Source organism: Geodermatophilus sp. SYSU D01119 (assembly GCF_054049975.1).
Genome location: NZ_JBJGYL010000045.1, coordinates 1 through 22,131 on the forward strand (window position 1 = coordinate 1; position 22,131 = coordinate 22,131).

At 76.0% G+C, this 22,131-nt stretch carries 20 protein-coding genes and 1 pseudogene; 7 read left to right on the forward strand and 14 right to left on the reverse strand.

The genetic code is table 11. The features are described 5' to 3' along the window. Positions 1 to 1,700 (reverse strand): transglycosylase domain-containing protein (locus ACI79X_RS22475; protein ID WP_457027646.1); only part of this gene is annotated, 1,700 nt, incomplete at its 3' end. An 85-nt stretch (positions 1,701 to 1,785) separates the two neighbouring features. Further along, positions 1,786 to 3,864 carry a HelD family protein gene (locus ACI79X_RS22480; protein WP_457027647.1) on the reverse strand — a complete coding sequence of 693 codons (2,079 nt, stop codon included), beginning with the start codon at positions 3,862 to 3,864 and terminating at the stop codon, positions 1,786 to 1,788. 180 nt (positions 3,865 to 4,044) lie between these two features. Here ACI79X_RS22480 and ACI79X_RS22485 point away from each other — a divergent pair, with 180 nt between their 5' ends. Then, complete coding sequence (locus ACI79X_RS22485; protein ID WP_457027648.1) at positions 4,045 to 5,058, forward strand: zinc-binding dehydrogenase; 1,014 nt, start codon at positions 4,045 to 4,047, stop codon at positions 5,056 to 5,058. 22 nt (positions 5,059 to 5,080) lie between these two features. Here the strand turns inward: ACI79X_RS22485 and ACI79X_RS22490 are convergent, their stop codons facing one another. The 3 genes from ACI79X_RS22490 to ACI79X_RS22500 all read right to left on the reverse strand — a co-directional run bounded on the left by ACI79X_RS22490 (position 5,081) and on the right by ACI79X_RS22500 (position 8,998). Further along, positions 5,081 to 5,755 carry an acVLRF1 family peptidyl-tRNA hydrolase gene (locus tag ACI79X_RS22490; RefSeq protein WP_457027649.1) on the reverse strand — a complete coding sequence of 225 codons (675 nt, stop codon included), beginning with the start codon at positions 5,753 to 5,755 and terminating at the stop codon, positions 5,081 to 5,083. A gap of 4 nt (positions 5,756 to 5,759) precedes the next feature. After that, on the reverse strand, positions 5,760 to 6,986 hold the full coding sequence (locus tag ACI79X_RS22495; RefSeq protein ID WP_457027650.1) for an MFS transporter: 1,227 nt from the start codon (positions 6,984 to 6,986) through the stop codon (positions 5,760 to 5,762). A 197-nt stretch (positions 6,987 to 7,183) separates the two neighbouring features. Continuing rightward, a complete protein-coding gene (locus ACI79X_RS22500; protein ID WP_457027651.1) occupies positions 7,184 to 8,998 on the reverse strand; it encodes a phosphoenolpyruvate carboxykinase (GTP) in 1,815 nt (604 codons plus the stop codon). A gap of 219 nt (positions 8,999 to 9,217) precedes the next feature. Between ACI79X_RS22500 and ACI79X_RS22505 the strand changes: the two genes are divergently transcribed. After that, the gene (locus tag ACI79X_RS22505; RefSeq protein ID WP_457027652.1) at positions 9,218 to 10,387 is read left to right on the forward strand and encodes an NADH:flavin oxidoreductase/NADH oxidase; all 1,170 of its coding nucleotides are present in this window, start codon (positions 9,218 to 9,220) and stop codon (positions 10,385 to 10,387) included. Positions 10,388 to 10,428: 41 nt separating this feature from the next. Beyond that, a complete protein-coding gene (locus ACI79X_RS22510; protein ID WP_457027653.1) occupies positions 10,429 to 10,842 on the forward strand; it encodes a hypothetical protein in 414 nt (137 codons plus the stop codon). Here ACI79X_RS22510 and ACI79X_RS22515 read toward each other — a convergent pair. Both ACI79X_RS22515 and ACI79X_RS22520 read right to left on the reverse strand, forming a co-directional pair. Further along, a complete protein-coding gene (locus tag ACI79X_RS22515; protein ID WP_457027654.1) occupies positions 10,839 to 11,375 on the reverse strand; it encodes an SRPBCC domain-containing protein in 537 nt (178 codons plus the stop codon). The genes ACI79X_RS22510 and ACI79X_RS22515 overlap by 4 nt on opposite strands. Beyond that, the gene (locus tag ACI79X_RS22520; protein WP_457027655.1) at positions 11,372 to 11,713 is read right to left on the reverse strand and encodes an ArsR/SmtB family transcription factor; all 342 of its coding nucleotides are present in this window, start codon (positions 11,711 to 11,713) and stop codon (positions 11,372 to 11,374) included. Before ACI79X_RS22520 ends, ACI79X_RS22515 begins: the two co-directional genes overlap by 4 nt. 73 nt (positions 11,714 to 11,786) lie before the next feature. Between ACI79X_RS22520 and ACI79X_RS22525 the strand changes: the two genes are divergently transcribed. After that, positions 11,787 to 12,026, forward strand: coding sequence for a hypothetical protein (locus tag ACI79X_RS22525; RefSeq protein ID WP_457027656.1), 240 nt, complete (start codon positions 11,787 to 11,789; stop codon positions 12,024 to 12,026). A 73-nt stretch (positions 12,027 to 12,099) separates the two neighbouring features. After that, complete coding sequence (locus ACI79X_RS22530; protein WP_075014112.1) at positions 12,100 to 12,342, forward strand: acyl carrier protein; 243 nt, start codon at positions 12,100 to 12,102, stop codon at positions 12,340 to 12,342. Between the two features lie 57 nt (positions 12,343 to 12,399). Here ACI79X_RS22530 and ACI79X_RS22535 read toward each other — a convergent pair whose 3' ends face one another. The 3 genes from ACI79X_RS22535 to ACI79X_RS22545 form a co-directional block, all read right to left on the reverse strand. After that, positions 12,400 to 13,104 carry a DsbA family oxidoreductase gene (locus tag ACI79X_RS22535; RefSeq protein WP_457027657.1) on the reverse strand — a complete coding sequence of 235 codons (705 nt, stop codon included), beginning with the start codon at positions 13,102 to 13,104 and terminating at the stop codon, positions 12,400 to 12,402. A gap of 17 nt (positions 13,105 to 13,121) precedes the next feature. Continuing rightward, on the reverse strand, positions 13,122 to 14,135 hold the full coding sequence (locus ACI79X_RS22540; protein ID WP_457027658.1) for a cation diffusion facilitator family transporter: 1,014 nt from the start codon (positions 14,133 to 14,135) through the stop codon (positions 13,122 to 13,124). A 166-nt stretch (positions 14,136 to 14,301) separates the two neighbouring features. Beyond that, positions 14,302 to 14,679, reverse strand: coding sequence for an FKBP-type peptidyl-prolyl cis-trans isomerase (locus tag ACI79X_RS22545; RefSeq protein ID WP_073420960.1), 378 nt, complete (start codon positions 14,677 to 14,679; stop codon positions 14,302 to 14,304). Between the two features lie 228 nt (positions 14,680 to 14,907). Between ACI79X_RS22545 and ACI79X_RS22550 the strand changes: the two genes are divergently transcribed. Then, entirely contained in the window at positions 14,908 to 16,614 is a 1,707-nt protein-coding gene (locus ACI79X_RS22550; RefSeq protein ID WP_457027659.1) for a glycoside hydrolase family 13 protein, read from the forward strand. On the opposite strand, the gene ACI79X_RS22555 is transcribed toward ACI79X_RS22550, so the two are convergent. Continuing rightward, positions 16,604 to 17,878 (reverse strand): MFS transporter, encoded by a 1,275-nt coding sequence (locus ACI79X_RS22555; RefSeq protein ID WP_457027660.1) that lies wholly within the window; start codon positions 17,876 to 17,878, stop codon positions 16,604 to 16,606. The genes ACI79X_RS22550 and ACI79X_RS22555 overlap by 11 nt on opposite strands. A 123-nt stretch (positions 17,879 to 18,001) precedes the next feature. Here ACI79X_RS22555 and ACI79X_RS22560 point away from each other — a divergent pair, with 123 nt between their 5' ends. Continuing rightward, entirely contained in the window at positions 18,002 to 19,246 is a 1,245-nt protein-coding gene (locus ACI79X_RS22560) for an MFS transporter (protein WP_457027661.1), read from the forward strand. A 311-nt stretch (positions 19,247 to 19,557) separates the two neighbouring features. On the opposite strand, the pseudogene ACI79X_RS22565 reads toward ACI79X_RS22560, so the two are convergent. From ACI79X_RS22565 to ACI79X_RS22575, 3 genes and pseudogenes are all read right to left on the reverse strand, one after another. Continuing rightward, positions 19,558 to 20,088 (reverse strand): annotated as a pseudogene (locus ACI79X_RS22565) (lysophospholipid acyltransferase family protein); the annotation flags it as partial. Next, positions 20,085 to 20,858: a GNAT family N-acetyltransferase gene (locus ACI79X_RS22570; protein ID WP_457027662.1), complete on the reverse strand. Its 774-nt coding sequence runs from the start codon at positions 20,856 to 20,858 to the stop codon at positions 20,085 to 20,087. The pseudogene ACI79X_RS22565 and the gene ACI79X_RS22570, both read right to left, overlap by 4 nt. 128 nt (positions 20,859 to 20,986) lie before the next feature. Beyond that, entirely contained in the window at positions 20,987 to 22,021 is a 1,035-nt protein-coding gene (locus ACI79X_RS22575) for an endonuclease/exonuclease/phosphatase family protein (RefSeq protein ID WP_457027663.1), read from the reverse strand. Positions 22,022 to 22,131 lie beyond the last annotated feature (110 nt).

Below are 22,131 nucleotides of genomic sequence, written 5' to 3' on the forward strand. Positions count from 1 at the left end.
CCCCCCCCCCCCCCCCCCCCCCCCCCCCCCCCCCCCCCCCCCCCCCCCCCCCCCCCCGCGCCCCCCCCCCCCCCCCCCGGCTCCCCGGTGGGGTCCAGCACGGCGGTCACCGGGACGACGTCGCACTGGGTGCCCCCGGCGGCGAACGTCGAGTAGGCGCTGGCCAGCGCGAGCGGGCTGGTGGCCTCCGAGCCGAAGGTGAACGACCCGCGGTTCTCGTCGATGATCTGCTGCGGCAGCTCGGGCGGGCTGAACTGGAACAGCCCCATCGCCTCCGCCATCCGCACCGGCTCCTCGACGCTGCCGAGGGCGTCCTCCAGCGCCAGGAAGTAGGTGTTGGAGGACTGGTAGAGCGCCGTCGTCAGGTCCAGCGTGGAGCGGTAGTTGCCGGCGTTCTCGACGTCGTAGGGCCGGCTGCCGTCGCGGTAGACCCGCGAGACGTAGGGGTCCGACGTCGTGAGCGTGTAGTAGGAGGAGTAGCCGCGGGCCAGCGCGGCGGCGGCGACGAAGACCTTGTACGTCGAGCCCGAGCCCTGGCTGGGCGCGACGTTGAGGTTGAACGACTCCTGCGTCGGGTCGTCGCGGTCGTAGCCGAACGTGCGGTTGACGCTCATCGCGAGCAGGTGGCCGGTGCCGGGCTCCACGGCGGTGAACATGCCGGCCAGCGAGTCGTCGGGCGCGAGCGTCTCGAGCACCGCGGCGTCGCCGGCGCGCTGCAGCTCCGGGTCCAGCGTCGTCTGGACGACGTAGCCGCCGTTGTCGAGCTGCTCCTGGGTGAGGCCGAGCTCCTGGATGAGGTAGCGCTGCACGAAGTCGCAGACGAAGGGGCCCACGCTGGCCTGCACGCACCCGCGGCGCGGCGCGGGCGCCGGCGCGAGGTCCAGCGGGGCGGCCTGCGCGGCGGTGGCCTCCGCGGCGCTGATCATCCCCTGCTCGGCCATGCGGGAGAGCACCTCGTTGCGCCGGGCGGTGGCCGCCTCGGGGTCGGTGAACGGGTCGTCGTAGGTGGGGCTCTGCACCAGGCCGGCCAGCAGCGCCGCCTGGGGCAGCGAGAGCGCGGCGGCGTCGATGCCGAAGAAGGCCTGGGCGGCGGGCTGGATGCCGTAGGCGTTCTGCCCGAAGTACACGATGTTGAGGTAGCGGGTGAGGATCTCGTCCTTGCTGTAGGTGTCCTCGAGGGCCAGCGCCAGGCGGGCCTCGCGCAGCTTGCGGCCGAGCGTCGGCTCGGTGGCGGCGAGCCGCTCCTCCGGGGAGTCGGCGGTCTGCAGCAGGGTCTGCTTCACCAGCTGCTGGGTGAGGGTCGACCCGCCCTCCTGCACCCCGCCGGCGGCGATGTTGGTGACCAGCGCGCGCACGGTGCCCTGGACGTCGAGGCCGCGGTGCTCGTAGAACCGCGAGTCCTCGATGGCCACCATCGCCTGCTTCATCACCTCGGCGATGGCCTCGGAGGCGACCGGCGCGCGGTTCTCCTCGTAGAACGAGGTGATCGGCTCGCCGTTGGCGGCCAGGAGCACCGTGTTGCCGGGCGGGGTGTCCACGGTGAACTCGGTGGGCAGGTCGCCGAGCAGGCCGGTGGACTGCTGCGCGGCCACCGCGGGGCCCCCGATCCAGGGCAGGAGCAGACCTGCCAGCAGAGCCCCGGCGACCACGATCGTCGCGGCCAGCCGCATCAGCGTGCCGGCCGGGCTCCGCCGGTCCATGCGCCTCCCTCCCGCCGGGACACTGCAACAGAGATCACTGCCCGCCACAACCACCCGCGCCGTGCCGCGCCCGGTCGGGGGACCGTCAGGGGGCCAGCACCCCCGGCAGGTCGTCGCGGTGGAGCACCACGAGGGTGCTCACCGCACGCGTCAGGACCACGTAGAGCCGGTTGAGCCCGCGGGGCTCGGCGGCCACGATCGCGGCGGGGTCGGCGACGACGACGGCGTCGAACTCCAGGCCCTTGGCGAGCGTGGCCGGGACGACGGCGACCCGCTCCGCGGCCGACCCGTCGTCGGCGAGCACCGCCGCGGGCAGCCCGGCCCCGCGCAGCATCCCGGCGACGGCCGGCACCGCGTCGTCGGCGCAGACGACGCCGACCGACCCCGGCCCGGCGGCGAGCTCCGCCACGACCTCGGCCAGCGGGCCGGCGAGGTCGGTCACCGGCCGGACCTCGAGCGCGCCCGGGTCGCGGCGCACCGCGGTGGCCGCGGGCAGGCCCGGTGCGATGACCGGCAGCAGCCGGTTGGCGTAGTCGAGCACCTCGCCGGGGACCCGGTAGCCGCGGGTGAGCGGGCGGACGGCGGTGTCCGGGCGGCCCAGGCCGGCCAGCGTGGGCGCCCAGTCCCCGGCCGACCAGGGGCTGGTGGCCTGCGCGAGGTCGCCGAGGACGGTGAGCGATCCGGCGGCCAGCCGCCGCGCCACCGAGCGGCACTGCATGGGCGAGAGGTCCTGCGCCTCGTCGACGACGACGTGCCCGTAGCCGGCGGTGCGCTCGACCAGCCCGGCCGCCTCGTCGACCAGGACGGCGTCGGCGGCGGTCCACCGCGTGGCGCGCACCGAGCGGGCCGGCGGGCGCAGCAGCAGCGCCTGCTCGTCGTCGGTGAGCAGGCCGCGGGCGGCGCGGGCGAGGACGGCGGGGTCCGACAGCAGCCCGGCCACGAGCGCGGCCGGGTCGCAGGCGGGCCACACGGCGTCGCAGAAGGCGCGAACCTCGGGGCTGCGGGCGGCGCGGCGCGTCTCGGCGTCGGTCGGGCTGCCGCCGGCCTCCTCCTTCTGCCGGCGCGCGTCCTCGGCCAGCAGCAGCGCCAGCCGCTCGCGCCCGGCGGCGTGGTGCAGGCGCTGCTGGTCGTCGGCGACCCGCCCGCGGCGGCGCAGGTCGTCGACGTGCCGCTTGAGGCGCTCCACCGGCACCCGGTAGCGGCGACCGGCCAGCGGGACGAGCACGTCGTCGGCGGGCTTGGCGATCGCGCCCCACAGCGCCCGCTCGAGCACCGCGGCCATGCGCGCGTCGCCCTTGAGGGCCGCGACCTCCGGGGCGTCCTCGGCGCGGACCGGCACGTGCGCGGTCAGCTCGGCCACCGTCGTCTGCTCGACGTCGACCTCGCCCAGGGTGGGCAGCACCTGCTCGATGTAGCGCAGGAACGCGCGGTTGGGCCCGACGACGAGCACGCCGGTGCGCGCCAGCTGCCCGCCGTGCGTGTAGAGGAGGTAGGCGGCGCGGTGCAGGCCCACCGCCGTCTTCCCGGTGCCCGGGGCGCCCTGCACGCAGACCGACTCGGCCAGCGGGGCGCGGACGATCTCGTCCTGCTCGGGCTGGATCGTGGCGACGATGTCGCGCATCGGGCCGGAGCGCGGGCGCTCGATCTCCTGGAGCAGGACCCGGCTCGATGTCCCGGCCCGCAGCAGGGCGCCGTCCCCCTCCTCCCCCGCCCCGAGCAGGTCGTCCTCGTAGCCGGTGAGCTCGCCGCCGGAGAAGCCGAAGCGGCGGCGCCGCACCAGGCCCTGCGGGTCGGCCGCGCTGGCGCGGTAGAACGGCCGGCTCATCGGAGCGCGCCAGTCGATGACGACCGGCCGGCCGGCGGCGTCGCGCACGTGCCGGCGGCCGATGTGGAAGGTCTCGCCCTGACCGTCGCCGCCGGCGTCGGTGCGGCCGAAGAACGCGGGGACGTGCGGGTCGGCGGCCAGGGCGCGCAGCCGCTCGGCGCGGGCGGCGCCCAGCCGCTCGGAGGCCCAGGCGTCGACGCCCGCGTCGACGACGGCGGAGGCGGCGGCGCGCATCTCGGTCAGGCAGTCCGCCGCGAGGGCCAGGTGGGCGCGCTCGGCGGCGAGGACGGGGTCGGTCGGAGTGGCGGTCCCGCTCGTGTCGGTGGGTGTCGCGGACACGGTCGGTGGACGCTACGCCACGACACGGTCGTCCTACCGGACTCCGACCGCGGCCAGGTGCCGTCCCCCCGGGTGCGCGGAGCCCACCCCGCCGCTCCTCGCGGGACCCTCCGGGCCCCACTCGTCACGGCGACGGGTCCCCCCGTGTGGCCGTCCCGCCCGCTGGGGAGGATCCGTCCCATGTCCGACTCGATGCTCGCCGGCCGGCTCAACGTGCGCACCAAGCAGTTCGAGGTCAAGGAGGTGCCGCGCCCGGTGCCGGGTCCCGGGGAGGTCCTGGTCGAGGTCCGCGCCGCCGGCATCTGCCTGTCCGACGTGCACCTCGTCGACGGCACGCTGAACCCGCTGTTCCTGAAGGGCGAGGAGGTCACCCTCGGGCACGAGGTGGCCGGCGTCGTGGTGGCGCACGGCGAGGGCGTGAGCGGCTGGGAGGGCCGCCGGGTCACCCTGCAGGCCGGCGAGGAGATCGGCGGGTGGATCCACACCCGCGGCGTCGACTACGACGGCGGGTGGGCGCAGTACGCGGTGTCCACCGTCTCGACGCTCGTGCCCGTCCCCGACGCGATGCCCTTCGAGCAGGCCTGCATCGTCCCGGACGCCGTCTCCACCCCGTGGGCCTCGATCGTGACCACCGCCGGCGTCCGCGCCGGGGAGCCGGTCGGCGTCTGGGGCATCGGCGGCCTCGGCGCGCACGCCGTCCAACTGCTGCGGCTGGCGGGCGCGGCGCCGATCGTCGCGGTCGACCCGGTGGAGTCCGCGCGGGAGCGCGCCCTGGCCTTCGGCGCGGACCTCGCGGTGGACCCCTCCGAGGACGTCGCCACCCGGGTGCGCGAGCTGACCGGCGGCGCGGGCCTGGCCTACGCCTTCGACTTCGCCGGCGTGGCGCCGGTGCGCGAGCAGGCCGTGCGGTGCCTGGAGCGCGGGGGTGCGCTGGTGCTCGTGGGCCTCACCGACCAGCCGCTGACCATCCGCAACGGCACCCAGTTCAGCTACTTCGGCGAGCGCCTGCTCGGCCACTACGGCTCCGAGCCGCACCACGTGGAGCAGCTGGTCGGGCTGGTGCGGCACGGCCGGCTCGACCTGTCCCGCTCGATCTCGGGCACCCTGCCGCTCGAGGAGGCCGCGCGCGGGATCGAGATGCTCGAGCGCAAGGAGGGCAACCCGATCCGCCTGGTCCTCCAGCCGAACGGCTGAGCTCGGGAGTGCCCTTGTAGCGCTAATGGCTCGCCTGGCGGTCGGCGGGCTCCACGATGTGGACCTGCACGGCCCGGAACTGCGCCGGCGTCTGCTCCAGGACGGCGCGGGTGGGCTCGCCGACCTCCAGGGCCGGCCCGCGGCGCAGCGCCGCCAGGGGCGCGAGCCGCCGGTCGGCGAGCACGGCGTCGGCCATCGCCCGGTCGCCCCCGGTGAACAGCGCCTCGACGTCGGCCGCGTGCGGCAGCAGCACGCGGGCGGCGGTGTCGGCGGCGGCCTCGACCACCGCGTCGGCCTGGTTGGCCCGGCGGCGGGCGAAGCGCTGCTGGCTCCAGCCGCCGGCGGCGCTGCGGCCCTGCACCAGCCGGGTGTCGACCTTGGAGACGACGAGCGCGGCGCCGTCGAACACCCCGGTCGCCCACCGGCCGCGGCGCACCAGCAGGACGGCGGCGCGCCGCGGCTGCCGGGCCGCGGCGGTGAAGGACGTCAGCAGCGCGCCGCCGGGCGTCCAGGGGAACGGCGCGCGCAGGGTGAGCGCGGTGCCGTCGGCGCAGGTGACCGCGACGGCGTCGTCGTCGAGGCGGGTGCCGGTGAAGGCGCCGTGCCGCTCGGCGACGCCGTCGAGCCAGCGGCCCAGCCGCTCCGGGGCGACGCCGAGGACGCGGCCGCCGCCGGCCGCCGGCCGGGGTCGGGTCACCGGCTCAGCCGGTCGTCTCGCCGGCCAGGACCGGCTCGGCGATGTTCTCCTCGGGCACGTGCAGCAGCCGCTGCGAGAGCAGGACGACGACGGCGGCCAGCCCGGCCGAGCCCGTCGCCACGAGGAACGCGGCGTTCGCGCCGACGGTGTCGACGATCTTCCCGGCCATCGAGGTGCCCAGGGCCACGCCGAGCCCGAGCGCCGTCCCGATCCAGGTGAACGCCTCGGTGACGGCCTGCCGCGGGACGATGAGCTCGGCCAGGGTGAACGAGCTGATGAGCGACGGCGAGACCGCCACGCCCGCCACCACGACGAACGGGATCATCACCCACACGTTCGACACCAGCGTCAGCGGCACCGACAGCACGGTGAGCACCAGCAGGACGACGAGCAGCCGGTGCCGCAGCGGGTGCTTCCAGTGCACGGCGCCCCAGCCGATGCCGCTGATCATCGAGCCGACGGCCAGGCCGGCGATGAGCACCCCGGACAGGCCCATGGCGTCGACCTCGTCGGCGAACGCGACCAGCGCGATCTCCAGCGTGCCGAGGATCGAGCCGACGGCGGCGCCCACCACGAACAGCACGCGCAGCCCCGGCGTGCGGATCGCCGAGGGCCCCTTGCGCGCCTCGTGCCCGTGCGGCGGGGGCTCGGTGCGGCCCTGCGCGGCGAACAGCAGCGCCCCGACCACGGCGAGGGTGAAGGCGGTGACCACGCCGGAGGTGGCGTGCCCGGTGGTGGACAGGAAGGTGACCAGGACCGGCCCGACGATGAACACCAGCTCGTCGACGACGGACTCCATCGCCAGCGCCGCGGGCAGCCGGGTGGTGCCGCGCAGCAGGTGCGTCCAGCGGACCCGGATCATCGAGGCCACCGGCGGGATGCAGGCGCCCGCGAGGCCCGCGGTCAGGAACAGCGTCCAGAGCGGCCAGTCCTCCTTGACCGCGGCGAGGAACGCCGCCCCCGACGCGGCGAACACCGCGACGACGGGGAGCAGCGTGCGCCGCTGGCCGAAGGTGTCGGCGAGCCGGCCGAGGGCCGGGCCGGCGATCGCGGTGGTGACCGCGCCGGCCGCCGCGACCGCGCCACCCAGGCCGTAGGAACCGGTCTCGGAGGCGATCAGGAGGACGCAGCCGAGGCCGACCATCGACAGGGGCAGCCGGCCGATGAAGGCCGACAGCACCATGGGCAGCGCGTGCGGCGTGCGCAGGACGTGCAGGTAGGGACTGAGCACCGGGGATGGACCTGTCGTCAGGGGGCTCTGTTACCGGTCAACGCTAACCGAGTCGCGGCCGTCGGGCCGGGAGACGGCTGCATTCCGTGCCGTACCGACCACGCAACGGCACGGGCCCCGCCCCGGACGACGCTGTCCGGGGCGGGGCCCGTAGTCCAGGGGCGTCCGGGACCGGCGAGGGTCCAGGACGGCCGGGTTCAGGCGAGGCGGCTCTTGAGGATCTCCAGCTCGTCCCACATGGTGCTCGGCAGCTTGTCGCCGAACTTCTCGAACCACTCGGTGATCTGCGGGATCTCCTGGCGCCACTCGTCGACGTCGACGGCGAGCGCCTTGCGCACCTGGTCCTCGGTCATGTCCAGGCCCGACACGTCGAGCGAGCCCGCCGTCGGGACGTGGCCGACCGGGGTCTCCTCGGCGGCGGCGGTGCCCTCGAGCCGCTCGACGACCCACTTGAGCACCCGGCTGTTCTCGCCGAAGCCCGGCCACAGGAAGCCGCCGTCCTCGTCGCGCCGGAACCAGTTCACGTAGAAGATCCGCGGCAGCTTGGTGGCGTCGTGCATCTTGCCGGTCTCGACCCAGTGGCCGAAGTAGTCGCCGGCGTTGTAGCCGATGAACGGCAGCATGGCGAACGGGTCGCGGCGGACGACGCCGACGGCGCCGGTGGCCGCGGCCGTCGTCTCCGACGACAGCGTGGCGCCCATGAAGACGCCGTGGTTCCAGTCCCGCGCCTCGGTGACCAGCGGGATCGTCGTCTTGCGGCGGCCGCCGAAGAGGATCGCCGAGATCGGCACGCCCTTCGGGTCGTCGTACTCGGGCGCGAGGATCGGGCACTGGGTGATCGGCGTGCAGAACCGCGAGTTCGGGTGCGACGAGGGCTCGTCGGAGTCCGGGGTCCAGTCCTGCTTCTTCCAGCTGGTGAGGTGCGCCGGCGGCTCGTCGGTCATGCCCTCCCACCAGACGTCGCCGTCGTCGGTGAGCGCGACGTTGGTGAACACCGAGTTGCCCTGGTCGATGGTGCGCATCGCGTTGGGGTTGGTGTCCCAGCCGGTGCCCGGCGCGACGCCGAACAGGCCGTACTCGGGGTTGAGCGCGTAGAGCCGGCCGTCCTCGCCGAAGCGCATCCAGGCGATGTCGTCGCCGAGGGTCTCGACCTTCCAGCCGGGGATGGTCGGCTCGAGCATCGCGAGGTTGGTCTTGCCGCAGGCGCTGGGGAAGGCCGCCGCGACGTAGTAGGTCTTCTGCTGCGGGCTGGTCAGCTTGAGGATCAGCATGTGCTCTGCGAGCCAGCCCTCGTCGCGGGCCATCACCGAGGCGATCCGCAGCGAGTAGCACTTCTTGCCCAGCAGGGCGTTGCCGCCGTAGCCCGAGCCGTAGGACCAGATGGCCCGCTCCTCGGGGAAGTGCACGATGTACTTGGTCTGGCTGCACGGCCAGGGCACGTCCTCCTGGCCGGGCTCCAGCGGGGCGCCCAGGGAGTGCATGGCCGGCACGAACGGCCGGTCGGTGCCCATCGCCTCGAGGATCCGCGAGCCGATGCGGGCCATGACCCGCATGGAGACGACGACGTACTCGGAGTCGGTGAGCTCGACGCCGAACATCGGGTTCTCGGCCTCGACCGGGCCCATGCAGAACGGGATGACGTACATCGTCCGGCCGCGCATGGAGCCGCGGTACAGCTCCGTCATCACGGACTTCATCTCGTCGGGGGCCATCCAGTTGTTGGTCGGCCCCGCGTCGGCCTCGTCGACCGAGCAGATGAAGGTGCGGTCCTCGACGCGCGCGACGTCGCTGGGGTCGGAGGCGGCCCAGAACGAGTTGGGCTTCTTCGCCAGGCGGGTGAAGGTCCCGGCGTCGACCAGCTTCTGGGTGAGCCGCTCCCACTCCTCGTCGCTGCCGTCGACCCACACCACCTGGTCCGGGGTGGTCAGCTCCGCCATCTCCCGCACCCAGGCGAGCAGCCGGGCGTGCGTGGTGGGGGCGTTGTCGAGACCGGGGGTGGTCACGGAGGTCACGGCATCTCCATCCTCTGGGCACGCCGCGTGTCCTGGACACGGGCGCCGGTGCCTGGTGTCCCCGGGGGCGGCGGAACGGATCCGACCGGCCGGGTCCGGGAAGCGTACGAGCGGGCGGACCCGCCTGTCATGGTGAGAGATGTTACGTCTTAGACGTCTAGGTCCGCCTCCCCCGGTCCGAGGGAACAGGCCAGGTGAGCGCGGTGTTCACTGCTCCACGTGACCAGCCTCACGCCCGCTCCGGCCCTGCTGACGCCCCTCCCGGTGCGCGGGGTGACCCTCCCGAACCGCCTCGTCGTCGCCCCGATGTGCCAGTACTCGGTCCGCGACGGCCTGGTCGGCGACTACCACCTCGTGCACCTGGGCCGGTTCGCCCTGGGCGGCTTCGGCACGGTCGTGGTCGAGGCGACGGCGGTGACGCCGGAGGGGCGGATCAGCCACGGCGACGTCGGCCTGTGGTCCGACGAGCACGTCCCCGGGCTGGCGCGGATCGCGGACTTCCTGCGGGCGTCGGGGGCGGTGTCCGGCATCCAGCTGGCGCACGCCGGCGCCAAGGCCAGCAGCCAGCGCCCGTGGGAGGGCGGGGCCGCCGTCACCCCGGAGAACGCCCGGCCCGGCGAGGACCCCTGGCCGACGGTCTCGGCCAGCGCGGTGCCGGCGGGACCGGGCTGGCCGGTGCCGCACGAGCTCACCGTCGAGGAGCTGGGCGGGGTGCGCGAGGCGTTCGCGGCCGCCACCCGCCGCTCGCTGGCCGCGGGCTTCGACGTCGTGGAGGTGCACGCCGCCCACGGCTACCTGATGCACCAGTTCCTGTCCCCGCTGTCCAACCGGCGCACCGACGGCTACGGCGGCTCCCGGGAGGCCCGGATGCGGTTCCCGCTCGAGGTGGTGGAGGCGGTGCGGGCGGAGTGGCCGGAGGACCGGCCGCTGTTCGTGCGGGTCTCCGCCGTCGACGGCACGCCCGACGGGATCACCCTCGACGACACCGTGGCCCTCGCCCGGGAGCTGCGCGCCCGCGGGGTCGACGTCGTCGACGTCTCCGGCGGCGGCCTCGGCGGCTGGCAGCACCCGCTGGGCTACGGCTACCAGGTGCCCTTCGCGGCGGGCATCCGCGAGCAGGCGGGCATCGCCACGATGGCGGTGGGCCTGATCGTCGACGGGCGGCAGGCCGAGGCGGTCGTGGCCGGGGGCATGGCCGACCTGGTCGCCGTCGCACGGGAGGCGCAGGAGGACCCGAACTTCGCCGTCCACGCCGCCCGCGACCTCACCGGCACCCACGACGCCTACCCCGTGCAGTCCGGCCCGCGGCTGGGCCGGCGCAACGCCTTCCTCGACTCGCTCGGCGCCTGGACCGGCCCGGAGCCGGTGCAGGTGGCGGCGCGCGGCTGACCGGCCCGCGGCGGCGCCGGTGCCACTACGGTCCCCGGACCGTGCCGTCCCGCCGCGCCCTCGTCGCCGTCTCCGCCGCCCAGCTCGCCGCCGGCCTGGCCGGCCAGGTGCTGGCGGTGCGCCGCCGGCACCACTTCGACCTGCCGTTCCTGACCGGCGACCCCGCCCGGGTGGGCCGGGACTCGCTGTGGATGGGGACGGCGCTGGCCGCGCCGGTCTGGATGCTCGCGGTCCAGGCCTGGGCGGTGTCCCGCCTGGCGGCCGGGCCCGACGAGCGGGCGCGCCGGGTACTGCGGCTGCTGAGCGGCGGCATGGTCCCCGGCTACCTGCAGGAGCGCCTCGTCCGGGAGCGGCTGGCCGCGCCGGCGACCGCCCCGCTGGAGACGGCGGTGGTCGTCGGCGGGCTCGGCCTGGCCGCCGCGATGGCCGTGCTGGGCCGCCCGGCCCGGCCCTAGGCCGTCCCCTCCGGGGCGCGGCCGTAATCGGGGCCGACCTCGGCGAGGAAGGCGTCCCACTCGCCGGGCGCCGGCCGCCCGCCCGCCACGGCGTCGAGCTTGTCGAGGTACCAGTGCCAGCCGAGCGCGAAGTCGGTGACGTCGGTGCCGGCGGCGAAGTGCTGGACGAAGTGCAGCGTCGTGCGCCCGCTCTCCACGGCGAGGGCGAGCTCGACCCGCCAGCCCTCCTGCTCGGGCCACTCGACCACCAGCCGGCGCGGCGGGTCGCACTCGGCGATCACCACCGCCTCGGCGGCCGGCTCGGCCTCGTGGGTCATCGTCAGGGTCCCGCGCCCGCCGGGCGCGCGCTCCCCCTCGTAGGTGCCGAACCAGCGGGCCATCCGGTCGGGCTCGGTGATCGCGGCCCAGACGGCGTCGGGCCCGTCGGGCCAGGACCGGCGGAACTCCAGGCGGCGGCGGCCGTCGGGCAGGTCGGTGACCACGCCGCGGCGGCCGGTGGGCGGGTCGGCGGGGGTGGACTGCGCGTCGGTCACGGAACGTCTCCGTCCGTCGGGGGGTGGGCCCGGGCCCGGCGGCCGCGGGCGATCTCGGTGTCGAGGGCGTCGAACCGCTGCGCCCACAGGTCGCGGTAGGGCTCCAGCCAGTCGTCGAGTTCCTGCAGCGGGCGCGGGTCGAGCGCGTACAGCCGGCGGCGGCCCTCGACCCGGCTGCGCACCAGCCCGGCCTCCCGCAGCACGCGCAGGTGCCGGCTGATCGCCGGGCGGCTGACCGGGAAGCGGACGGCCAGCTCGCCCGCGGCCACCTCCCCCTCGCGGAGCAGGGCGAGCAGCCGGCGCCTGGTCGGGTCGGCCAGGGCCTCGAGTGCCTGCACCCCGGATGTGTAACACACGGCTTACGCATCCGGCCAGGGGTTGCCACCACGGACCGGCGGGAAGGGAGGACGCATGACCGTCACCGACCCCGACGTGCCGGACCCGCTCGACGACCCCCGGACGACGCAGGCCGACCCCGGCGCCTACGGCCAGGGCGCCGACCTCGCCTCCGCCGCGGACGACCCGGCGTCCACCGGCGAGGACGAGCTCACCGCCGACGACGCCGGGACCACGGCCGGGCAGACGCTCGCCGACGACGCCGGCGGCGGCGACGTCACCGGCGGCGCCTCCTCCGAGGCCCCGCCCGCCTGAGCCGGACCGGTCCGTTTCACCCCGTCCCGGCGGGGAACCTGCTGCCACACCGACCCATCGACGAGGAGGCACCATGGCCACCGGTGAGACCGGCTTCGAGGACGTCACCTTCGACCTGATCTCCGTGCAGTACCACTCGCTGAAGGCCGGCCACGACTACGGCCAGTACGTGCGCGACGCCGAGAACGCCGGGCTGGACGACGTCGCCGCGTTCTTCCGCGAGGTCATGGAGCAGGACTCGGCCCGCGCCAGGCGCTGCCACGAGCTGCTGAGGAACATCTCGGGCACCGAGCAGGGCGGCCCCGCCACCCAGTAGCGCAACGCACGGAGGGCTCCACCCGGACCGGGTGGAGCCCTCCGTCGTGTCAGCGGGTCAGACGGCGCAGGAGTCGCCCTCGCAGCCCTCGGCCGCCGGGACGGTGGCCAGCGGGTGGGCGTCGGCCCAGGCCCGCTCCAGCACCTGCAGCAGCAGGTCGGCCGGCTGGGCACCCGCGGCGCCGTACCTCCGGTCGACGACGAAGAACGGGACGCCGGTCGCGCCGAGCGCCTGCGCGGTGGCGGCGTCGGTGAGCACCGCGGAGCGGTAGCGGGAGTCGGCCAGCGCGGCGCGGACCTCGGCCTCGTCCAGTCCCACCTCGACGGCCAGCGGCACGAGCGCGTCGACGTCGAAGACCGAGCGGGACTCCTCGAAGTACGCGTGGAGCAGGCGCTCCTTCATCGGGCCCTGCAGGCCGCGGTCGGCGGCCAGGTGGAGGAGCTCGTGGGCGAGCAGCGTGTTGCCGCTGACGCCGTCGGCCAGGGAGTACTCCAGGCCCTCACCGGCCGCGGTCTCCTCGACGTGCCGCATCATCGCCCGCATGTCCTCGACCGGGCGGCCGTACTTGGCGGCCAGCGCCGGGAGGGTCGCGTGGGTCTCGCCCTCGGGGACGGTGGGGTCGAGCTGGAAGGACCGCCAGACCACCTCGACCTGGTCGCGGTGCGGGAAGCGCTCCAGCGCGGACTCCAGCCGGCGCTTGCCGATGTAGCACCACGGACAGACGACGTCGGACCACACCTCGATGCGCACGGAACCGCTCAACCGCGCGCGTCTCGCCGTCATTCCGGCCGGTGCGCCTCCGCCCGGGCGCGCCCGTCGCCGGGGGTGGGGTCGAGGAAGACGAACCGGACGCCGCCGTGCCGGGCGACCAGCCGGCGCTCGGCCTCGTCGGAGGCCCGCTCGATGTCGGCGACGGTCGCGGTGTCGGCGAAGTCGACCTTGGCGGAGACGATCAGCTGGCCGGGCCCGATCACCGAGGTGATGAGGAACGGCACGTCGTCGACCTGCGGCAGGCCGAGGATCTCCTGCCGCAGCTGCTCGCGGATCGACGGCGCCACCGACTGGCCGATGAGCAGCGAGACGTTCGCCCGGGCCAGGGAGCCCGCGACCAGCAGCAGCAGGACGCCGATGAGGATCGCGGCGATGCCGTCCCAGACGGGGTCGCCGGTGACCTGCTCGAGGAACAGGCCGAGCGCGGCGAGCACCAGGCCGACCAGGGCCGCGCTGTCCTCGAAGGTGACGGCCTTGACGGTGGTGTCGGTGGTCTCGGCGAGGTAGCGCCGCGGCGTGGTCCCCCACCGCCTCGCCGAGCTGCGCACCTGCCGGACGGCCTTGAGCCAGGACGCGCCCTCCAGCAGGAAGGACACCGCCAGGACGACGTAGGCGACCGTCGGCGAGCCCTGCTCCTCGCCCTCGAGGATCGTCTCGACGCCCTGGTAGAAGGAGAAGCCGGCGCCGAGGGTGAAGGTGGCCAGGCAGGCCAGCAGCGCCCAGAAGTAGGTCTCGCGGCCGTAGCCGACCGGGTGCCGCGCGTCGGGCGCCTTGTCACCGCGCTTGAGCGCGACGAACAGCAGCACCTCGGTGATCGTGTCGGCGACCGAGTGCGCGGCCTCGGACAGCATCGCCGAGGAGTGGCTGATCAGGCCGCCCACGAGCTTGGCGATCGCGATGCCGAGATTGGCCAGCCCGGCGACGACGACGGTGCCGGTGGACTCGCCGCCGGCCTGCTCGGTCCCGGCCTTCTCGGCCGTCGTCGCCAGCGCGTGCTCACGGGTGGGGACCGGCTCGCTCATGGCGCCTGCGGTGCCCCGTCGTTGCCCGGCACAACCGCCTCCCGCGAGGTGATCCGGGCGACCGGTGGCCGGCGGCGTCGTACTCTGCCCACCGGGGGTGGGCAGAGCACGACCGTCAGCGGGCGACGACGCTCAGCGGGCGACGACGCTCAGCGGACGCCGACGCTCAGCGGACGCCGACGAGGTCGACGACGAAGACCAGCGTGGCGCCGGGCTTGATGACGCCGCCGGCGCCGCGGTCGCCGTAGGCCTTGTGCGCCGGGATGGTCAGCCGGCGGCGGCCGCCGACGCGCATGCCCTGGATGCCCTCGTCCCAGCCCTGGATGACCATGCCGACGCCGAGGCGGAACTCCAGCGGGTCGCCGCGGTCCCAGGAAGCGTCGAACTGCTCGCCGCCGTCGTGGGTGACGCCGACGTAGTGCGCGCTGACGAGGCTGCCGGCGGTGGCCTCGGGGCCGTCGCCGACGGTGATGTCCTCGATCACCAGGTCGTCGGGAGCCGGCCCGGTGGGCGGCTCGACCTCGGGGCGGGTGGGCTGGGACATCGCTGCTCCTCGGACGGGGTGCCGGGGCGGGCCCGGCGGGACCCGACCATCCAAACAGCGGCCCGGCCGGGTCGCTCAGCGGCCCCTGGCGACGCCGAGCAGGCCGCCGGTGCGGTGGCCGGACCCCTCGCCGGGCAGCCGGAGCGCCGCGGCGGCACTCCCGGTGGCACGCCGGGGACGGTGGTGCGCCCGGGTGCGGGTCCGCCGCCGGGGTGCTGGGCTGGGCCGGTGACCCCCGCTGATGCGCCGTGGTGGACCCGTGCCGTCGTCTACCAGGTCTACCCGCGCTCCTTCGCCGACTCCGACGGCGACGGCATCGGTGACCTCGGCGGCGTCCTGTCGCGCATCGACCACCTCGCCGACCTGGGCGTCGACGTCGTCTGGCTCTCGCCGGTCTACCCCTCACCCCAGGCCGACAACGGCTACGACATCAGCGACTACACCGACGTCGACCCGCTGTTCGGCACCCTCGCGCAGCTCGAGGAGCTCATCGCCGCGCTGCACGGGCGCGGGATCCGGCTGGTCATGGACCTGGTGGTCAACCACACCAGCGACGAGCACCCGTGGTTCGTCGAGTCGCGCTCGTCGCCGGACTCCCCCAAGCGCGACTGGTACTGGTGGCGGCCGCCGCGGGAGGGCATGGCGGCGGGCCAGCCGGGCGCGGAGCCGACCAACTGGCACGGCTTCTTCTCCGGCCCGACCTGGGAACTCGACGAGGCCAGCGGCGAGTACTACCTGCACCTGTTCGACCGCAAGCAGCCCGACCTCAACTGGGAGAACCCGGAGGTCCGGCAGGCGGTCTACGCGATGATGCGGGAGTGGCTCGACCGCGGCGTCGACGGGTTCCGCATGGACGTCATCAACCTGATCAGCAAGGACGTCGGCCCGGACGGCAGCCTGCCCGACGGCCCGCCGCTGCCGGGGCTGCCCTACGGCGACGCGACGGCGTCGGTGGTGGACGGGCCGCGCATCCACGAGTTCCTGCAGGAGATGCACCGCGAGGTCTTCACCGGCCGGCGCGAGCAGCTGCTGCTGGTCGGCGAGACGCCCGGCGTCACCGTGGAGGAGGCGCGGCTCTACACCGACCCGGCCCGCGGCGAGCTGGACATGGTGTTCCAGTTCGAGCACGTCGGGCTGGACTTCGAGGGCTCGAAGTTCGCCCCCCGGCCGCTGCGGATGCGCGACCTCAAGGCGTCCTTCGGCCGGTGGCAGGCGGGCCTGGCCGACGTCGGCTGGAACTCGCTCTACTGGGACAACCACGACCAGCCGCGCGCCGTCTCCCGCTTCGGGGACGACTCGCCCCGGTTCCGGCGGGACTCGGCCACGTGCCTCGCCACCCTGCTGCACCTGCACCGCGGGACGCCCTACGTCTACCAGGGCGAGGAGATCGGGATGGCCAACGCCCCGTTCCACTCGATCGACGACTTCCGCGACGTCGAGTCGCTGAACCACTTCGCGCAGGCGGTCGCACACGGCGGGGACCCGGAGGCGGTGCTGGCCGCGCTGCGCCGGATGAGCCGCGACAACGCCCGCACGCCCGTGCAGTGGGACGACTCCCCCGACGCGGGCTTCACCACCGGCACGCCGTGGCTGCCGGTCAACCCCGACCACGCCGCGTGGAACGTCGCCGCCCAGCGCGACGACCCCGGCTCGGTGCTGGCCCACCACCGGCGGCTGATCGCCCTGCGGCACGAGGACCCGGTGGTGGCCCTCGGCGACTTCACGATGCTGCTGCCCGAGCACGACGACGTGTACGCCTTCACCCGGTCGCTGGACGGCGACACGCTGCTCGTCGTCTGCAACCTCGGCGCGGGCACCCACGACCTCGCGGAGCTGCTGCCGGAGGCGCCGGCGGCGGCGGTCGTCCTCGGCAACCTGCCCGAGGACGACCCCGCCACGCTGCGCCCGTGGGAGGCCCGGGTGCTCAGGCCCTGACGGGCTCGGCCGGTTCCCCGGCGGGCACGTCCAGGGGGTGCGCCAGCTCGTCGGCGGGCAGCCGCCAGGCGAGCACCGCGACGACGGCGAGCACCGGCGGCACGAGCCCGGCCAGCAGGAAGGTGCCGGTCAGCCCGACGGCGCCGCTGACCGGCCCGGCCAGCGCCATGGACAGCGGCATGAACGCCAGCGACACGAAGAAGTCGAGGCTCGACACCCGCCCGAGCAGCGCCGGCGGCACCCGGCGCTGCAGCAGCGTGCCCCAGATGACGGTGCCCGCCTCGAAGGCCGCCCCGAGCACGCCGGCCGCGGCGACCATCAGCCACAGCGACGACGTCCAGCCGAAGACGACCATCGGCACGCAGCCCAGACCCCACAGCAGGTTCATCACCGTGAGGTAGCGCCGGGGCAGCCGGAACGAGGCCACGACCGCCGACCCGACCGCGCCGCCGATGCCGAACGCGGCCAGCACCAGCGCGTGCTCCGACGGGCCCCCGCCGGCCTGGTCGCGCACCGCGAAGGGCACCAGCACCTCGAACGGGCCCATGAGCACCAGCACCATGAGCGAGGCGAACAGCAGCGTGGCCAGCAGCCACGGCGTGCGGACCATGTAGGAGACGCCCTCGCGGACGTCGGCGAACAGGCCCGACCCGAGCTCCTCGCGGCGCACCGGCAGCGTGGGCAGCGCCGCCACGCAGGCGGCCGCGGCGGCCGAGGTGAGCGCCGTGACCAGCAGCGCGGCGCCCGGTGAGAACGCGCCGACCAGCAGCCCGGCGGCCGCCGGGCCGATGGCCATCGCCAGCGCCGGGCGCACCACGCCCTCGAGGCCGTTGGCGGCCAGCAGGTCCGCCGGCGGCACGACGCCGGGGACCAGCGCGGAGTAGGCCGGGTAGTACAGCCCCGTGGCCACCCCGCCGGCCAGCGCGACGGCGGCCAGCGGCCCGAGGGCCAGCGATCCGGTGAGGGACAGGACGGCGACCAGCCCCACCGCCGCGGTCTGCAGCAGCGCGACGCCGAGCAGGATCCGGCGCTGGGGCACCCGGTCGGCCAGCGCCCCGCCCAGCAGCGTGCTGGCGAGCATCCCGCCCGCCGAGAGCGCGGTGGCCAGCGAGAGCGCCGCCGGGCCGCCGCCGAGGTCGACCACCTGCCAGACGAGGGCGACCGTCCACAGGCCCTGCGCGAGCAGCGACAGGCCCATCGAGGCCGCCAGCAGCCGGTAGGAACGGTGCCGCAGGGGCGCCAGCGCGCGCGGCAGGCCGGCCATCGGGGTCCTCCTCGGGGTGGCGCACCGTCGGCGCCGTCGGCCCCATGCTCGCCGACGGGGCCGACAGGAGCAGCCGGTTATCCCGGAGAGAGCAGGAACGGTCGGCGGTAGGGTCCCCGGCCCGTGGGGCGGGTCGTGGAGGCGGTGTTCCCGGCGCGGATGGGGATCCCGTTCCGCTGGCTGGTGGCGTCCTCGTGGGTGGGCAACCTCGGCGACGGCATCGCGCTGGCCGCCGGCCCCCTGCTGGTCGCCGGGGTGACGCGGGACCCGCTGCTGGTCGCGCTCGGCGCGCTGCTGCAGCAGCTGCCCTGGCTGCTGTTCGGCCTGCACGCCGGCGTGCTCGCCGACCGGGTGGACCGGCGGCGGCTGCTGATCGCCGTCGACACCGCCCGCGCCGCGGTGCTCGCCGTGCTCACCGTCGCGCTGGCCACGGGCGGGGTCGGGCTGCCGGTCGTCCTCGGGACGCTGTTCGTGCTCGGTACCGCGGAGGTGTTCGCCGACACCACGGGCGGCACCCTGCTGCCGATGGTCGTCCCGCGCGCCGACCTCGGCACCGGCAACGCCCGGCTGATGGCCGGCACGCTGACCATGGACCAGTTCGCGGGCCCGGCCCTCGGCGGCCTGCTGTTCGCCGCCGGCACGGCCTGGCCGTTCGCCACCCAGGCCGCCTGCGTGGCGCTCGGCGCGGTGCTCGTCTCGCGGATGCGGCTGCCGGCGCGGGCGCCGGTCGCGGGACACCCGCCGGCGCGGCGGGCCATCGCCGAGGGCCTGCGGTGGACCTGGGGCAACCCGGCGGTGCGCACCCTGACGCTGACGATCGTGCTGTTCAACGTCACCTACGGCGCGGCCTGGTCGGTGCTCGTGCTGTGGGCCGACCAGCGGCTGGGCCTCGGGGCGGCCGGCTACGGGCTGCTCACCACGGTGACCGCGCTCGGCGGCGTCCTCGGCACGGCGTCCTACGGCCGGCTGACCCGCCGCGTCCGGCTGGCCACCCTGATGCGCGGCGGCCTGGTGATCGAGACGCTCACCCACCTCGGGCTGGCGCTCACCACCTCGGCCGGCGTCGCCCTGGCCGTGCTGTTCGTCTTCGGGGCGCACGCCTTCGTGTGGGGCACCACCTCGCGGACGGTGCGGATGCGGGCGGTGCCCCTCGACCTGCAGGGCCGGGTGGGCAGCCTCTACGCGATGGGCGTCTTCGGCGGCATCGTCGCAGGCCAGGCCGTGGGCGGCGTCGTCGCCCGCGTGTGGGGCGTGACGGGGCCGTTCTGGTTCGCCTCCGCCGGGTCGGCGCTCCTGCTCGCGGTGGTCTGGCGCGAGCTCGGCCACGTGGCACACGCCGACGAGGCCGCCGTCGCCGCGGCGGGCTGAGGTGCCACGGGCGGGCGCGACGGCGTCAGCGAGGACGGCAGCGACGACGACGGCGGCGTGCGGCGGGCCGGGCGCGGGTGGGCGGCCACCACCGGCGCGGCCGCCTCGACCACGCCCGCCACGGCGTACTCGGCCAGCGCGGCCAGGGCCCGCCGGTCGGTGCCCGGCCGCAGCGCCGGCAGGGCGTGCACCTCGAGCACCAGGTCCCCGGCGCCGGCGACGCGGCGGAGGCTGCGCCACAGCGGGTCGTCGCCGAGGTAGCCGGCGAGCGTGGTGGGGCCGGCGGCGGTCCGGTACCGCAGCGCGACCGGCAGCACCGGCGCACCGGCGTCGACGGCGGCCTGGAAGAAGGCCGGCCGGAAGCGGCCGAGGCGGGCCCCGCAGGCGGTGGTGCCCTCGGGGTGCACGGCCACCGGCTGCCCGGCGCGCAGCAGTGCGGCGACCTCGGCGACCGTGCCCGGCAGCGTGGACAGCCGGGTGCGGTCGTGCAGGACGACCCCGGTGCGCCGCGCCCACGCGCCGACCACCGGCCAGCCGCCCACCTCGGCCTTGGCCACCGGCCGGGCGCCGGGCAGCAACGCGGCGAGGGCGAGGTCGTCGAGCCAGGAGACGTGGTTGCTCACCACGAGCGGGGCCGGGCCACCACCCGCTCCCGGCAGGTCGCCGGAGACCTCGAGGGCGACGCCGAGCGCGGCCAGCACCCGGGCGGGCGCATCCGCGCCGGGGCGCGTGAGTGCCGCGGCGACGCCGGCCAGGCGGCGGGCCGCGGCCCGCCCGGACCCCCCGGGACCGGCGTCCGCGCAGGCGGGGGTGCAGCCGGACACCGCCAGCCAGGGGTTCACCGGCCGGCGCCCGTCAGCCGGCGCAGCACCCGCGGGTCGACGTCGGCCAGGTCCAGCAGCACGTAGAGGTCGGCGGTGCCGAAGGCCGGGTCGTGCGCCGGGCGGCCGCCCACCCGGGCGCCGAGCTGCAGGTAGGCGCGCAGGAGCGGCGGCACGGTGAGGCGGGCGGGCCGGGGCGGGGCCTCGACGTCGAAGGGCACGTGCGGGACGACCCGCAGCGCCGCCGGCGTCAGGTGCCGGGCCCGCACGACGTCCCAGACGCCGGCCGCCGTCGCGCCGCCGTCGGCCAGCGACACCGACGCGCAGCCGCCGAGGTGGGTGTGGCCGCCGTCGAGGACGTAGCGGGCGAGCCCGGCCCACAGCTGGGTGATGACCGCGCCGGAGCGGTGGTCGGGGTGCACGCAGCTGCGCCCGGCCTCGACCAGGCCCGGCCGCAGCGGCGCCAGCCGGGAGAGGTCGAACTCGCCGTCGGAGTAGCCGCGGCCCCGGGCGGCCGCCCGCTCGGGTGGCAGGAGCCGGTAGGTGCCGACCACCTGCCCGGAGGTCTCCTCGCGGACGACGAGGTGGTCGCAGACCGCGTCCCACTCGTCCTCGTCGCGGCCGTCGGCGGCGCCGGGGGCGTCGAGGACGGCGCCGCACTCGAGGGCGAACACGTCGTGCCGCAGCCGCTGGGCCTCGGCGAGGTCGGCGGCGGTGCGGGCGAGCGCGGTGCGGTAGCGGACGGTGGTGCGGTAGCGGACGGCGGGGCGGGCGGGCGCTGCGGCGGTCACGTCCCCGGAGCGTCGGGGAGCCCGGTGTCGGCACGGGAACGGCGACCCGGCGGCGTGATGACGATCAGGCGCCGTGACGACCAGGGCCCGTGACGACCAGGGCCCGTGACGACCAGGGCCCGTGACGGTCAGCGGTCCGGCGCCTCCGGCCAGTCGAGGTCGGCGACGACCGGGGAGTGCGTGCTGGTCCCGGGGTCCCGCTCGGCGGAGCGCACCGGCACCAGCCCGGTGACCAGGACGGCGTCGATGCGGGCCAGCCCGGGTCCCGGGCCGCGGGTGAGCTGCGGCGCGGTGCCGACGGCGGCGTGCACGTCGGTGAGCCCGGCGCCGGTGAGCAGGCGCAGCGGCTCGTTGAGCGGCGAGGAGTTGAGGTCGCCGGCGAGCACGAACGGCCGCCCGTCGTCGGCGGCCTCCGCCGCGACCTCGGCGTAGCGGCGCGCCTCCTCCACCCGCAGCCGGGCCGCCCGGCCGGTGCTCACCGGCTCCGCGCCCTCGTCGCGGGCGCAGCCGCCGTAGCAGGGTGAGGCCAGGTGCACCGAGAGCAGGGACAGCGGGGTCCCGCCGGCGTCGACGGTGACCACGTCGGCCGGCCGGGCGCCGTCGGGCAGGCCCTCGACCGGGACGACGGCGGTGACCGGCCAGCGGGACAGGACGGCCGAGCCGTCGCGGCCACCGCCCGCCGAGGACAGCCACAGCGACCAGCCGTCGGGGACCAGCGCCCGCACCTGCGCCCGCGAGCGGACGGCGATCTCCTGCAGCAGGACGACGTCGGGCCGGGTGTCGGCGAGCAGCCGGGCCAGGCCGTCGGGCGGCGTGCCGGCGGTGACGTTCCAGGTGACCACCCGCAGGTCGGCGGGGGCGTCCTCGTCGACGGTGACGCGGTGCAGCAGCCAGGGGCCCTGCAGGAGCAGGCAGGCGAGCGCGGGCAGCAGCGCGGCGGCCACGGCCCGCCAGGAACGGGCGGCCAGCGCGGCGAGCAGCACCAGCGGCGCCGGCAGCAGCCACCAGGAGGAGACCAGGCCCAGCGTGTAGGTGACGGCGGTCCCGTCCCCGACGACCAGCACGGCGAGCAGCGCCAGGGTGCCGGCGAGGCCGAGGACCCCGGCGGCGGCCGCGGTCCGGCGCCGCCACGCCGGTCGCGGACCCGGTCCGGCGCGCAGCACGGCGCCATCGTGTCGGTCCGGGCGCGCCCGGCGCGATGACGTCGCCCACACGGGGACCGGGTGGTCCCGCGCCGGGTCGTGCTCTGCCCCGCCCGTGGGGGCAGAGCACG